This window comes from Pseudomonas maumuensis (assembly GCF_019139675.1).
In the GTDB taxonomy this organism is placed as follows: domain Bacteria; phylum Pseudomonadota; class Gammaproteobacteria; order Pseudomonadales; family Pseudomonadaceae; genus Aquipseudomonas; species Aquipseudomonas maumuensis.
The window spans coordinates 2,326,616-2,338,533 of the sequence record NZ_CP077077.1 but is presented as its reverse complement, the minus strand read 5'-3'; the positions used below and the strand labels follow the sequence as shown (position 1 = coordinate 2,338,533).

The 11,918-nt window shown below is 66.0% G+C and carries 13 protein-coding genes and 1 riboswitch; of the genes, 11 read left to right on the top strand and 2 right to left on the bottom strand.

Annotation, left to right across the window (positions count from 1 at the left end; translation table 11 throughout):
• The first annotated feature begins 421 nt into the window (after positions 1–421).
• From KSS90_RS10775 to KSS90_RS10745, 7 genes are all read left to right on the top strand, one after another.
• Positions 422–1,069 (top strand): response regulator transcription factor, encoded by a 648-nt coding sequence (locus tag KSS90_RS10775; protein ID WP_225933178.1) that lies wholly within the window; start codon positions 422–424, stop codon positions 1,067–1,069.
• The gene (locus KSS90_RS10770) at positions 1,038–2,414 is read left to right on the top strand and encodes a sensor histidine kinase (protein ID WP_217869359.1); all 1,377 of its coding nucleotides are present in this window, start codon (positions 1,038–1,040) and stop codon (positions 2,412–2,414) included. The genes KSS90_RS10775 and KSS90_RS10770 overlap by 32 nt, the downstream gene beginning before the upstream one ends.
• 78 nt (positions 2,415–2,492) lie before the next feature.
• Entirely contained in the window at positions 2,493–3,875 is a 1,383-nt protein-coding gene (locus tag KSS90_RS10765) for an MATE family efflux transporter (RefSeq protein WP_217869358.1), read from the top strand.
• Positions 3,876–3,888: 13 nt separating this feature from the next.
• A complete protein-coding gene (locus tag KSS90_RS10760; RefSeq protein ID WP_217869357.1) occupies positions 3,889–4,740 on the top strand; it encodes a methyltransferase in 852 nt (283 codons plus the stop codon).
• 3 nt (positions 4,741–4,743) lie between these two features.
• The gene (locus KSS90_RS10755) at positions 4,744–5,172 is read left to right on the top strand and encodes a ParB N-terminal domain-containing protein (RefSeq protein WP_217869356.1); all 429 of its coding nucleotides are present in this window, start codon (positions 4,744–4,746) and stop codon (positions 5,170–5,172) included.
• A gap of 4 nt (positions 5,173–5,176) precedes the next feature.
• Entirely contained in the window at positions 5,177–5,962 is a 786-nt protein-coding gene (locus KSS90_RS10750; RefSeq protein WP_217869355.1) for a thioesterase II family protein, read from the top strand.
• The gene (locus KSS90_RS10745) at positions 5,953–7,380 is read left to right on the top strand and encodes an ATP-binding cassette domain-containing protein (protein ID WP_217869354.1); all 1,428 of its coding nucleotides are present in this window, start codon (positions 5,953–5,955) and stop codon (positions 7,378–7,380) included. The genes KSS90_RS10750 and KSS90_RS10745 overlap by 10 nt, the downstream gene beginning before the upstream one ends.
• On the opposite strand, the gene thpR is transcribed toward KSS90_RS10745, so the two are convergent.
• Positions 7,344–7,889, bottom strand: coding sequence for an RNA 2',3'-cyclic phosphodiesterase (thpR, locus tag KSS90_RS10740; protein WP_217869353.1), 546 nt, complete (start codon positions 7,887–7,889; stop codon positions 7,344–7,346). The two genes, KSS90_RS10745 and thpR, sit on opposite strands and share 37 nt — an antisense overlap.
• 216 nt (positions 7,890–8,105) lie before the next feature.
• On the opposite strand from thpR, the gene lpxO reads away from it, so the two are divergent.
• From lpxO to KSS90_RS10720, 4 genes are all read left to right on the top strand, one after another.
• The gene (gene lpxO, locus KSS90_RS10735) at positions 8,106–9,005 is read left to right on the top strand and encodes a lipid A hydroxylase LpxO (RefSeq protein ID WP_023632669.1); all 900 of its coding nucleotides are present in this window, start codon (positions 8,106–8,108) and stop codon (positions 9,003–9,005) included.
• Positions 9,006–9,191: 186 nt separating this feature from the next.
• Positions 9,192–9,614, top strand: coding sequence for a hypothetical protein (locus KSS90_RS10730; protein WP_217869352.1), 423 nt, complete (start codon positions 9,192–9,194; stop codon positions 9,612–9,614).
• A 98-nt stretch (positions 9,615–9,712) separates the two neighbouring features.
• Entirely contained in the window at positions 9,713–10,057 is a 345-nt protein-coding gene (locus KSS90_RS10725; RefSeq protein WP_217869351.1) for a carboxymuconolactone decarboxylase family protein, read from the top strand.
• A gap of 78 nt (positions 10,058–10,135) precedes the next feature.
• The gene (locus KSS90_RS10720) at positions 10,136–10,705 is read left to right on the top strand and encodes a GNAT family N-acetyltransferase (RefSeq protein ID WP_217869350.1); all 570 of its coding nucleotides are present in this window, start codon (positions 10,136–10,138) and stop codon (positions 10,703–10,705) included.
• Positions 10,706–10,776: 71 nt separating this feature from the next.
• On the opposite strand, the gene KSS90_RS10715 is transcribed toward KSS90_RS10720, so the two are convergent.
• Positions 10,777–11,523, bottom strand: a complete 747-nt coding sequence (locus KSS90_RS10715; protein WP_217869349.1) for an outer membrane beta-barrel protein — start codon at positions 11,521–11,523, stop codon at positions 10,777–10,779.
• 160 nt (positions 11,524–11,683) lie between these two features.
• Positions 11,684–11,888, top strand: a riboswitch (cobalamin riboswitch).
• Positions 11,889–11,918: the final 30 nt, after the last annotated feature.

The window sequence follows — 11,918 nt, the reverse complement described above, 5'->3', positions numbered from 1 at the left end:
TTCGCCCCCGGCCATGCCGGGGGGCGAACGCTCGTTAAACTACCTGTTTAATAAATTCCACTTCTACAAGAAACTTCAGAAATTTATTTACACCGCAAACTTTGCTGATGAAGCAGGGTCATAACCTCTCTATACTTTCTCTTTGCCAGCGCCGCCTGTCCGAACTAGGTATCAACCTCTAGCCTGGTTCCAGGGTATGATTTTTCAATATCAAGGAAGAATCACCATGATCCGCAAGCGACTTGATTCATTGCCCAGCCTCCCTTCTCCCAGCCCAACAGGCACTCCCCCTTTAGGTTACGCGCCGCCCGCTCGCCGAGCGTAGCCACATGCCCAGGCATACCAGAGCCTGCGCCGGCCTCGCCGGCACAGGCCGCCATCGCCTTAGGTTCACCCCGTGACGGTGACGAGGATTGCAACGATGCACTTTCAGACAGTAAAAAGAATATTGCTCGTGGAAGATCATCCCTTGGTGGCCGACGCCACCCGAACACTCTTATTGAAGATGGACAGCTCGCTGAATGTATTCATTTGCGACAGTGCGCCCAGCGCCATCGAAACTTTCAAAGATCAACATGACTGGTACCGGATATTACTTGATATCAATGTGCCGCACGCCTGTGGGCTGTCCTTGGTGAGAACTTTTCATCGCTTGGGCGTGGCGCAAAAATGCGCGGTGGTGACGGCCAGCCACAATCAGGACTGGAGCCAACAGGCCCAGGCCATGGGGCTGCTTGGCTATGTGGTCAAGGCCGCCAACCTGGAGGACTTCACCACCGCCATGCGGCAGATCCTGCAAGGGCACAGGACTTTTCCGATCAGCGACGACCACGCCCCCGCCAACGCGGTGCGCCTGACCCGCCGACAGCAGGAGATTCTGCAGTTGCTGCACCGTGGCCTGGCCTCCAAGGAAGTCGCCACCGAACTGGGCCTGAGCCTGGGCACGGTGAACAACCATGTCACCGGCCTGATGCGTGTGCTGGGCGTGACCAACCGCACCCACGCGGTGTCCCGCGCGATGGACCTTGGGTATCTGCATGACTACGCCACATCCGCCGCCTGGCACTGAGCTTCTCGCCCCGCCACTGGCCAAGGCCCGGCGTCGCTCCTGGCGCGCCGTCGTCATGGTGACGCTGGGCCTGGCGCTGCTCTTCGCGTTGCTCGGCGGTGTCGTCCTGCAACGCTTCGAGGCGGGGTTGCTGGACAACCTGCGCGGGGCCCAGCAGATCCTTGCCTGTGAGATGGTCGCGAACCTGCCACGGCACCTCGGCGGCGATGCCCTCGCACATTACCTGGACACCCACCTGGCGCCTTCCCTGCGCGCCCATCGCCAGTTGTACCTGTTCGACGCCGAGGGACACGTCGCCTACGCCACCGTACGCACGCCATCACCCTCCGCCGAGACGCTGGTGGCCAGCTCGGCGTTCGGTCGCAGCCAGCATGTGCCGGTGACCAGCAGCATCAGCGAGGACGCCCACGGCGACAGCTATCTGCTGACGTTCCGCCGTGTACCCGACAGCGACATGACCCTGGTGCTCGGTAGTGCCCTGGCGCCGGTGCTGGCGCCGTACCAGAGCCTGGGCCGACAAGCCTTGCTGGCGCTGCTGCTGACCTGCGTGGCGGTGTTGGTGGCCTTGCGCACTCGGGCCCGGGAGCTGTTCGCCGACATCGAGCACAGCCTTGCCCAGTTGCGCGGCCACAACCAAGAGCTGTCGCGCCAGCGCCGCGAGCTGGCGTGCCAGGTCGACCGTGACTGCCGCTTTTTCCAGGAGGCCTCCCACGACTTTCGCCAGCGCCTGCACGCCATGCAGCTGCTGCTGCACACCGTGCAGCAATGCGATGCCCACGAACGCCGCGTGCTACTGGGCAAGACCTTGTACGTGGTCCTCAACCTGCAGGCCTACGTGCGCGATTTCCTCGACCTGGCGCGCCTGCGCGGCGACGCCGCGCCGCCCTGTTGCCAGGCACTGCAGGTGCAATCGCTGCTGCAGGAGCTGGAACTGGGCTTCGAGGATGTCGCCCTGCAACGTGGCCTCGACCTGCGCGTGCGCGCCAGCGCCCTGAGCCTGCACAGCGACCACAACCGTCTGGCACGGGTGATGGAGAACCTGCTGGCCAATGCCTGCAAGTTCGCCCGGGGCCGGGTGCTGGTAGCAGCCAGACGCACCTGCCGTGGCGTGGCGCTGGAGGTGTGGAACGACGGCCCCGGCATCGCCAAAAAGGACCGCCAGCGGATTTTCAGCCCCTATTACCAGGCTGCGGCGCACGGCCCTTGCCAGCAAGATGGGGTCGGCCTGGGCCTGGCCATCGTCCTGCGCCTGTGCGCGATTCTCGGCCATGAAGTCAGCGTGCATGAACGCCACGGCCTCACTCTGGTTCGCGTGCATGTTCCCGGCGACAAGGCGCAACCATGAGGAATTGCATCTGTCGCCAGGCCGCCTGCCGTCCTAGCCTTGCTCGTCGACGCGACTCACCTGCTCCACGGACCCACCATGACTGAAACGACCCTCGGCACCTGGTGCCGCGAAATCATCAAGCTGGCCACGCCGATCCTCGGCGTGCGCGTGCTGCATATCGCCGTGAATGTCGTCGGCATGCTGCTGATCGCTCGCCTGGGCCCCGCCGAGCTGGCCGCCGGGGCCTTGGTCACGGTGCTGTGCACCAGCATCCAGGTCATCGCCCTGTCGCCACTGCTGGCCACTGGCATCTGCATTGCCCGCCGCCTGGGCCAGGCCGATGCCACGGGGGTGGGCATCGACTTGCGCCAGGGCCTGTTCATGAGCGTGGCCATCGGCATGCTCGCCACCCTCGCGCTGCTGACCCTACCGACGCTGATGCCGCTGCTGGGCGAACCTCAAGCCCTGCAGGCATTGACTGCCGGCTACTGGCGCGGCATGGCCTGGGGCATGTTGCCGTTCATGTGTACAGCCTGCTGCCACCAGCTGTTCTTCCCCGTCGGCAAAGGCCGCCTGGTGATGCTGTTCAGCGCCATCAACCTGGGCGGCGTGCTGCTGCTCGGCCACGGTCTGCTGCATGGCGCCTGGGGCTTGCCCGCGCTGGGCATGGCCGGCTGGGCCTACGCAGTGTCGGCGCTGAACTGGGTGGTCCTGGCGTTGACCCTGGGCTACCTGGGCCTGGCTCCGGCCATGCGCCGCTACCGGCTGTTCACTCGCGAGCGGCTGTGGGCGCCGGATCGCCTCAAGGCGTTCTTCGTCCTGGGTGTGCCGATCACCGTACAGTTCGCCAGCGAGCTGCTGGCGTTCAGCCTGGTCAATATCATGGTCGGCTGGCTGGGCGTCGGCGCGCTGAGCGTACAGCAGATCGTCATCCAGTGCGCCAGCGTGGCGCTGATGATCCCGATGGGCGCCGGCCAGGCCTGCACCTTGCTGATCAGCCGGGCCATGGGCCGTGGCGACGGCCAGGCGGTGCGTCGCATCGGCCTGGCGGCGATGCTTCTGGTCGGTACGGTGATGGCCGTGCTCGCCCTGGTCTACCTGCTGCTGCCAGGGCCGATCATCGACGCCTACCTCGATCCGACGCGCGCCGACTATCCGACGCTGGCAACGCTGGCCTCCGGCATGCTGGCGGTGCTCGCCTGCAGCCAGGCCCTCGACGCCCTGCGCAACCTGATGCTCGCGGCGTTGCGCGGGCTGCCCGATATCTGGGGCCCGATGTGGCTGAACATGGGGCTGCTGTGGGCGCTCGGCATGCCGTTGTGCTACCTGCTGGCGTTCCCCGGCGGCCTGGGCCTGTGGGGTATCAACGGCGGGCTGCTGGTGGCCTTCGGCCTGGGCGCGCTGCTGATGCTCGGCCGCTTCCACCAGCGCACCGCGCCCCTGGTCGGCGCCCCCTCACGCCAACCTGTCCCAGAGTAAGGAGCCCGCGACCATGTCCGATGCCCGTCAGTTGCGCCTGTGGATCTTCGGCTTCCAGATTTCCCAAGCCATTCATGTCGTCGCGCGCCTGGGCGTGGCCGAGCATATCGACCAACGGCCGGTAGCCATCGAGGCACTGGCCCGCCTCTGCGGCTGCCCGGTCGACGGTTTGCAGCGCCTGCTGCGAGCGCTGTGCGGTATTGGCCTGTTCGCCGAGCACGAGGACGGCTTCATGCATGCCGGCGCCTCGCCGCTGCTGCGGCGCGACCATCCGCAATCGCACTACCTGGCGGCCAGCCTCTATGGCGCCGAGCATTACGCCAGCTGGGGCGACCTGTATCAGGCCGTGCGCCTCGGCTGGCCGGTGTTCGAACAGCGCCACGGCCTGCCCTACTATCGCTACCTGCAGCACTGCGCCGACCGCCCGGGGCTGCATGCCGACTACCTGGCCGCCGACGCCCAGGCCCAGGACCAGGCGATCCAGGCGGCCTTCGACCTGACCCATTGCAAGCACCTGGTGCGTATCGAGGATCCCAGCCAAGCGCTGCCGAACGCCGCCGACGTTTACCTGCTGACCCACCAACTGCATCGCCTGGACGACGCCCACGCCAGCGCCCTGCTCGAGCGCTGCGCCGCGGCCATGGGCGCGGACAGCCGTCTGCTGCTGGTCGAGCTGATGCTTGCGCCCGAGCCTGGCTTCGACCCGGCACGCTGGCTCGACCTGCACAACCTGCTCATCGGCGCGGGTCGCGAGCGCAGCCAGGCGCACTATCTGACCCTTGCCGCCGAGGCCGGGCTGGGCCTTGCCGAAGCTTGTCGGCTGGACAACGGCATGACCCTGCTGGAGCTGCGCCTGGCGAGGTGAACCATGGCCCACCGCTATGACATCGAACTGACCGCCATCGACACCCTGCGTGCCAGCGAAGCGGTCGACGAGGACCATGCGCGCGCCCTGGCGCGGGATATCCTCAGCCAACAGCTGTGGCGCACCGCGCTGCCCATCGAACGCGGCAGCGGCCTGGTGATGGACGGCAACCATCGCCTGTTCGCCGCACGCCTGCTGGGCCTGCGGCGCATTCCCTGCGTATTGCTGGACTACACCGACAGCCGGGTCAGCGTGAGCGCCTGGGCCGATGGCCAGGCCTTCGACCTGGCGCTGCTGTACGGCACCCTCGCCGCCGGCCGGGTACTGCCCTACAAGACCACGCGCCACCGTTTCCGGCCGGCGTTGCCGTCGATCAATCTGCCCCTGGCGTTGCTGTGCCAGGATCCGCCCCTGCCGCTTCGCCAAGGATGAGCCGATGCCCCCTCGCGATACCTGGTTCATACGCCGTACCGTCAGCGCGCCGCGCCTGCGCCTGTTCTGCTTCAGCCACGCCGGCGGCAGCGCCGCCGACTACTTGCCCTGGCACCCGCACCTGGGCCCGCACGTGGAGCTGTGCGCGGTACAGCTGCCTGGGCGCGGCTCGCGCATGGCCGAGACGCCCCGCGACGACCTGCCACGCCTGGTCGCCGAACTGCTGCAGATGCTGCGCGCCAGCGACGACGGGCTACCCTGTGCCTTCTTCGGCCACAGCCTCGGCGCGCTGCTGGCCTTCGAACTGAGCCACGCCCTGCGCGAGCAGAGCCTGGCCTTGCCGCTGCGGCTGTTCGCCTCGGGTTGCGCCGCGCCCTCGGTGTGCCGCCTCGAGCCACCGCTGCACCGGCTCGACGACGTACAGCTGCTGGAGCAATTGCGCGGCTACAATGGCACGCCCCCTGGCGTGCTGGCCAATCCGGACCTGCTCGGCCTGGTACTGCCGACGCTGCGCGCCGACTTCCGCCTGGTGGGCGACTACCATTACCGACAGCGCCCGGCGCTGCCGGTGCCGATCCATGTGCTGGCCGGCCACGACGATCCACATGTCGCCTCCGCCGACCTCGGCGCCTGGGCCGACGAGACCAGCGCCGGCTGCAATTACCACGGTTTCGCCGGCGACCACTTCTTCATCCGGCCTCACGCCGCGGCCATCCGGCGCATCCTGCTCGATGCCCTGGCCACGACGCTGGCCGGCCCGGCCAGGAGGGCCGCCATCCAATGGCAATGATCGAACTGTCTGGCGTGGGCTTGAACCATGGCCGCAAACAATGTTTCAGCGAACTCGACGCGCGCATCGAGTGGGGGCAACGCATCGCCATCATTGGCGACAACGGCAGCGGTAAGTCGTCACTGCTGCGCCTGCTGCAGGGCAGCCTAACGCCCAGCGAGGGGCACCTCGAACGCCACGGCGGCCTGCGGGTCGGCCATGTCGCCCAGGTACTGGACGGTGAGTCGCCGCTCAGCGGCGGCCAGCGCGTCAACCAGGCCTTGAGCCAGGCCCTGGCCCTGGGCCCCGACCTGCTGCTGCTGGACGAACCGACCAATCACCTGGACGCCGCCAACCGTCGTTCGCTGTCGCGCATGCTCGAACATTTCCACGGCACGCTGGTGTTGGTGACCCACGATGTGGCGCTGATGAACCAGACCTGCGACACCCTCTGGCACTTGCACCACGGGCGCCTGGACGTGTTCCACGGCAGCTACGCCGACTACATGGCCGAGCGCGACCTGCAACGCGGCGTGCTCGACAAGCGCATCGCCGAGGTGCGCCGCGCCCGCGACGACGCCCACGACTCGCTGATGCAGGAACAGGCCCGCGCCGCCAGCGCCCGCAAGCGTGGGGTCAAGGCGATCCAGAACAGCAAGTGGGCGACCGTGCGCTCGCCGACCAAGCTGGGCCGCGGCAACACCACCGCCGGGCGCAAGCAGGCGCAGATCCTGCAGCAACAGCGCGAGCTCGGCGATCAGCTCGCCGAGCTGCGCCCGGAACCGGTGATCGTGCCACGCTTTCACCTGCCCGCGACCAACCAGTCGTCACGGGTGCTGATCCAGGTTCGTGGTGGCAGCGTCGGCTACGCCGACCTGCCGGTGCTCAGCGGCATCGACCTGCAGTTGGATGGCGGCGAGCGCCTGGCCCTGACCGGCAACAACGGCAGCGGCAAATCCACCCTGGCGCGGGCGATCCTCGGCGACCCGCGGGTCTGGCGTCGAGGCGACTGGCTGCTGCCGGCGCCCGAACAGATCGGCTACATCGACCAGCACTACGACACCCTGCCCGCCGATGCCAATGTGCAAGAAGCCCTGGCGCGACAAGTGCCGGATTGGCCGCTGGAACAGTTGCGCGCGCACCTTGCGGACTTCCTGTTCCGCCAGGCCGATGCGGTGCAAGCGCCGGTGGCGGGGCTGTCCGGCGGCGAGAAGGCGCGCCTGTCCCTGGCCTGCATCGCCGCCCGGCCGCCGCAGCTACTGATCCTCGACGAGCCGACCAACAACCTCGACCTGCGCATGCGTACCCACCTGCTGGAGGTGCTGGTGGACTACCCCAACGCGCTGCTGGTGATTTCCCACGATCAGGACTTCCTCGACGGCCTGGGCATCGACCGCCACTTTCACTGCGCCAGGGACCACTCGGCCAAGGGCCAGTAGCGGCCCTTGCGTGACTCGTACAGGGTGAAGTGACGGGCCACGAGGTGGAACGCCGGCGCCTCGCCCACCTCCGGCAACGGCTCGCGAAAATCCCGGGACAGGGTCAGGTGTGGCCGGTATTCACGCACCGACGGCTCGATGCCCAGCGGCAACAGCGCCTGCTGCAGGCCGTACACCAACTGGCGCAGGGCCAGCGGTGCCTGCGCGGGCGTCAGCACCAGCGCCGAAGCCCGCGGCCACACCTGCAATTGGTCGAGGACCAGGCGCAGGTTGGCCTCAGGCAGCCGCAACGCGTCCATCGCGGCGCACACCGCCGGCACCTGGGCGACATCGACATCGCCCAGGAACAGCAAGGTGACATGGAAGTTTTCGCTCGGCACCGGCTTGCCGCTGCGCAGGCCCAAACCACACCGCCACTGGCTGATGCCACGGCGCTGTTCGTCGCCCAGCGACAGGGCGAAAAACAACCGCTTGAAGGGAGCCCCGCTGGGGCGTGCGTCCTGGATCATCGGGAGTTCCTTGCTGGATGGGCGGCCACCCGAGTGTAAACGCCGGGCCGTCGAAAAATACCCGCTCATGCACATGAATCGTTTGCGCAAGCTGTAGGCCATGCCACCTAAGTCGGGCGGTTTTGTCGTAACAATAAGTACAAACCCACGCCATGATTGTTTATGCTGGCTGGCTTACGCCATGGCGCATGGCCATTTTTCGACAAGTAAACGTCCATGAAAATTGCACTCGTACTGATCTTCGTCCTCTCGATCGCCTATGTTCACCTGCGCGGTCGGGTGCGTCACAAGCTGACCCGCCAGCTAGGCGACCACTCCAGCTTCCTGGCCCCGGTCAACGCCTTCCTCTACCTGTTCTCCAAGCACCCGGCCAAGCCTTACCTGCCGGTCAGTGCCTTCCCCGAGCTGCAGGTGCTGCAGGACCACTGGCAGGAGATCCGCAAGGAAGGCCAGCAACTGCTGCAGGCCGGCGAGATCAAGAAGTCCGATAACTACGACGATGTCGGCTTCAACTCGTTCTTCAAGACCGGCTGGAAGCGCTTCTACCTGAAGTGGTACGGCGAGAGCCACCCTTCGGCGATGACCCTGTGCCCGCGCACCACCGAGCTGCTGCAAGGCATCGGCACGGTCAAGGCAGCCATGTTCGCCACCCTGCCGCCGGGCGCCAAGCTGGTGCGCCACCGCGACCCCTACGCCGGCTCGTACCGCTACCACCTGGGCCTGGACACGCCCAACGACGATGGCTGCTACATCGACGTGGACGGCGAGAAGTACTCCTGGCGCGACGGCGAGGGCGTGGTGTTCGACGAGACCTACATCCACTACGCCGCCAATACCACCGAGCACAACCGCATCATCCTGTTCTGCGACGTCGAGCGCCCGCTCAAGTACCGCTGGGCAGCCGCGTTCAACCGCTGGTTCAGCCGCAACGTCATGGCCGCCGCCGCCGCGCCCAACGATGCCAATGACAAGACCGGCGGCATCAACCGCCTGTTCACGCGTATCTACAAGATCCGCGAGCGTGGCAAGGCCATGAAAAAGCGCAACCGCACCCGCTACTACCTGGAGAAGTGGGCAGTGGTCGCGGCGCTGGTGCTGGTGTTCATCTATATCTGACCGCACGTCACATGCACTGCTGGCGGCCGGCTCAAATGCCGGCCGCTCTATTTCTGCCCCCCACACCCCCTCATTCCATTGCAACTGGCAGTTTTGCCAGTTGTGGTGAGCGCTCCTCCCTTCTAGCCTGAGCCGCACGCATGAAGCCAAACGGTTTCACGCGCCAGGAGCAAAGGAGACTTCACCGTGCAAGCGCCTATTCGTATCGTCCCCGATCTCGCTTTCGCCCTTGTCAGTGGACGGCTCGATCCGCCCCTGCCCTCGAGGCTGGAAACGTTCGTTGCCAACAACACCCTGTTCACCGAGTTGGACGATGGCTTCCTTTTGGAAAGCTATCAATTGCTGGACCTGGACGCCGAACTGAACGCACCCGGCGTGCGCCTGCATTTCACGCGGGAAGGCGAGGTCAGCAGCGCGCATGTATGCATCAGCAACTACCTGTATGAAGCCCAAGTGCTGGATATCAGCCTCGACGAATGGCAACCGGAAAGTGAATGGGTCGATGTCTCTTTCCAGCTACGTTTTTCCGTGGGTAGAGAGAAATACGACCTGACCGACGGGCGATTTGCCTTGGTAGCGTCAACCCTGATCGACAGTATCGACGTCTGACCTCCCGCTGACTGCCAAGAGTCGGCGGTTTCGCCGCGCACCGCTTCGGTTTCTACTAGCCTGAAAGCTCCTGCTGCCAACCTGACAAGGTGAAAACGATGAGCATGATGGACTGGGACGCCTACCGTAAGCAGTTGATGGCCGGCATCGGCGATCTCAAGCAACTGTCCCCCGATACCGTGGCCGGCTACATGACCGCCAGCGGCGCCGGGGCCAAGACCAACCACCTGGACGCCAAGACCCGCGAGCTGATCTCCCTGGCCGTGGCCGTCACCACCCGCTGCGACGGCTGTATCGCCGTGCATTCGCAGCAGGCGGTCAAGCATGGTGCGACCCGTGAGGAGATCGCCGAGGCCCTGGGCGTGGCGGTGGCGATGAACGCCGGCGCGGCACTGGTCTACTCGGCCCGGGCCCTGGACGCGGTGGGCAAGTCCGGCGCCTGACAGGCCAAGGCGTCGCCGCCCTTGCGCGACGACGCCCAGGCACCCAGACTTGGCGGCTCAGCCCGCGCAGGAACCGCCATGATCCAGATCCGCCCCATGACCCCGGAAGACTTCGAGCGCTTCTGGCCGACCTTCCAGGCCATTGTCCAGGCTCGCCAGACCTACGCCTTCGACCCTACCCTGAGCAGCGACCAAGCTCGCACGCTATGGCTGGAGACCCCGTTGCGTACCCTGGTGGCCGAGGCAGACGGCGAACTACTCGGTTCCTACTTCCTCAAGGCCAACGCCGCCGGCCCTGGCGGGCACGTGGGCAACTGCGGCTACATGGTGTGCGAGAACGCCCGTGGCCGCGGCGTGGCCAGGCTGATGTGCGAGCATTCGCAGAAGCTCGCTCGCCAGGAAGGCTTCCTGGCCCTGCAGTTCAATTCGGTGGTGGCGACCAACGAAGTGGCCGTGGCGCTGTGGCACAAGCTCGGCTTCGAGACTGTCGGACGCCTGCCCAAGGCCTACCGCCATGGTGAGCTGGGCCTGGTCGATTGCCTGGTGATGTACAAGTGGCTGGCCGACGAGCCGGTGGTGGAGAAACCGCCGCTGTTGATCGGGCGCAAGAACATCGAGGCGCGGGTGTCGCGTCGACGCGGGCGCTGAATGCCGTTGCGGGGCAAGCCCCTCGGCTGGAGGGGGTTGCCCTGCTACAGCGCAGGCGCGGGTTCAGCCGATCAGAACGCCAACCCCACCTTCACCCCGAACTCATCGCGCTTGAGCTTGGTGTTGTCCGCCACCGGGGTATCCTCGTCCAGCTTGTACTCGGTGCGGGTGTAGTACGCCCCCACCTGCACCGGCATGCCGCCCCGCTGGTTCATCAGCAGCGTGACTTCCGCATACGGGTTTGTGCGGTCCTTCATGTCGACACTGTCACTGCCAAAGTCATCGACCTTGAGCCGCGCACGGCCGTCGATGGTGTGGCGCGCGCCCACCTCCACGCGCAGGGTCGAGGCATCGAACTGATGGTTGTAGCCCAGCGCCGCCTTGGCGAACGGCGACTTGTAGGTCAGCCGCGTGTCGAGGTCGTTGATCTCGGGCTCGAAGCGGGTCCAGCTGTAGCCGCCGCCCACGCTCAGGTCAACGAAGTTGCGCGCGTCCAGCGCGGCGCGCCAGCCCAGGTCAAGGTCGGCCTGGGCCTCCTTGAGCTTGTTGTCGTTCTTCTTGCCGTACTTGGCCTCGGCACCGATCTGGTAGATGAAACCGGACTCGGCGGTCATCTTGTTGCCGAAGGTAGCGAACACGCCACCCTGGCCCATGTGTTCCTTGTCCGACTCGCTACCGCCTTCGAACTTGAACTTGTCGTAGGAACCCAGCAGACCGAGGGTGAACAGCGGATCGGTGCTCGGTGCCGCCGTGGCGGCCAGGGGAGCACCAACCAGGGCCAGCAGGCAGGCGTGACGCAGCAGGTTACGGGTAGACATTCGCAACAGTCTCCATGACGTGAATGAATGGTGAACGAGCGGTTCGAGACGACGCCCGCCGCAAAAGTTCGAAAAAAAATCGCCAAACACGTCTAAACCGCCATTGCGCCACGGATCTCCCGCCCATTCGAACGATTGACGCCCTGCCCGTTCGGTGGTCTGATGCGCGCCAGTTTCAGGTGCCCTGCGCCGCCGCGCGCAGGGTGAAACGGGAAGCCGGTGAGTCGTTGCCACGACAAGTCCGGCGCTGCCCCCGCAACGGTAAGCGAGCGAACCCTTCGACAGGCCACTGTGCGCAAGCATGGGAAGGTGAAGGCTTCATGCCCCTCGCAAGCCCGGAGACCGGCCTGAGGCTTCACTTGGCAACCCGCGGTGGGCGGGCGCAGGCCGGTATT

What these genes read in the sequence shown, in the direction of transcription:
- KSS90_RS10760 (WP_217869357.1), top strand. Translation starts at nt 3,889, where the DNA reads ATGTCCGATGCCCGTCAGTTGCGCCTGTGGATCTTCGGCTTCCAGATT.
- KSS90_RS10765 (WP_217869358.1), top strand. Translation starts at nt 2,493, where the DNA reads ATGACTGAAACGACCCTCGGCACCTGGTGCCGCGAAATCATCAAGCTG.
- lpxO (WP_023632669.1), top strand. Translation starts at nt 8,106, where the DNA reads ATGAAAATTGCACTCGTACTGATCTTCGTCCTCTCGATCGCCTATGTT.
- KSS90_RS10720 (WP_217869350.1), top strand. Translation starts at nt 10,136, where the DNA reads ATGATCCAGATCCGCCCCATGACCCCGGAAGACTTCGAGCGCTTCTGG.
- thpR (WP_217869353.1), bottom strand. Translation starts at nt 7,889, where the DNA reads ATGATCCAGGACGCACGCCCCAGCGGGGCTCCCTTCAAGCGGTTGTTT.
- KSS90_RS10725 (WP_217869351.1), top strand. Translation starts at nt 9,713, where the DNA reads ATGAGCATGATGGACTGGGACGCCTACCGTAAGCAGTTGATGGCCGGC.
- KSS90_RS10745 (WP_217869354.1), top strand. Translation starts at nt 5,953, where the DNA reads ATGGCAATGATCGAACTGTCTGGCGTGGGCTTGAACCATGGCCGCAAA.
- KSS90_RS10775 (WP_225933178.1), top strand. Translation starts at nt 422, where the DNA reads ATGCACTTTCAGACAGTAAAAAGAATATTGCTCGTGGAAGATCATCCC.
- KSS90_RS10770 (WP_217869359.1), top strand. Translation starts at nt 1,038, where the DNA reads ATGACTACGCCACATCCGCCGCCTGGCACTGAGCTTCTCGCCCCGCCA.
- KSS90_RS10755 (WP_217869356.1), top strand. Translation starts at nt 4,744, where the DNA reads ATGGCCCACCGCTATGACATCGAACTGACCGCCATCGACACCCTGCGT.
- KSS90_RS10715 (WP_217869349.1), bottom strand. Translation starts at nt 11,523, where the DNA reads ATGTCTACCCGTAACCTGCTGCGTCACGCCTGCCTGCTGGCCCTGGTT.
- KSS90_RS10750 (WP_217869355.1), top strand. Translation starts at nt 5,177, where the DNA reads ATGCCCCCTCGCGATACCTGGTTCATACGCCGTACCGTCAGCGCGCCG.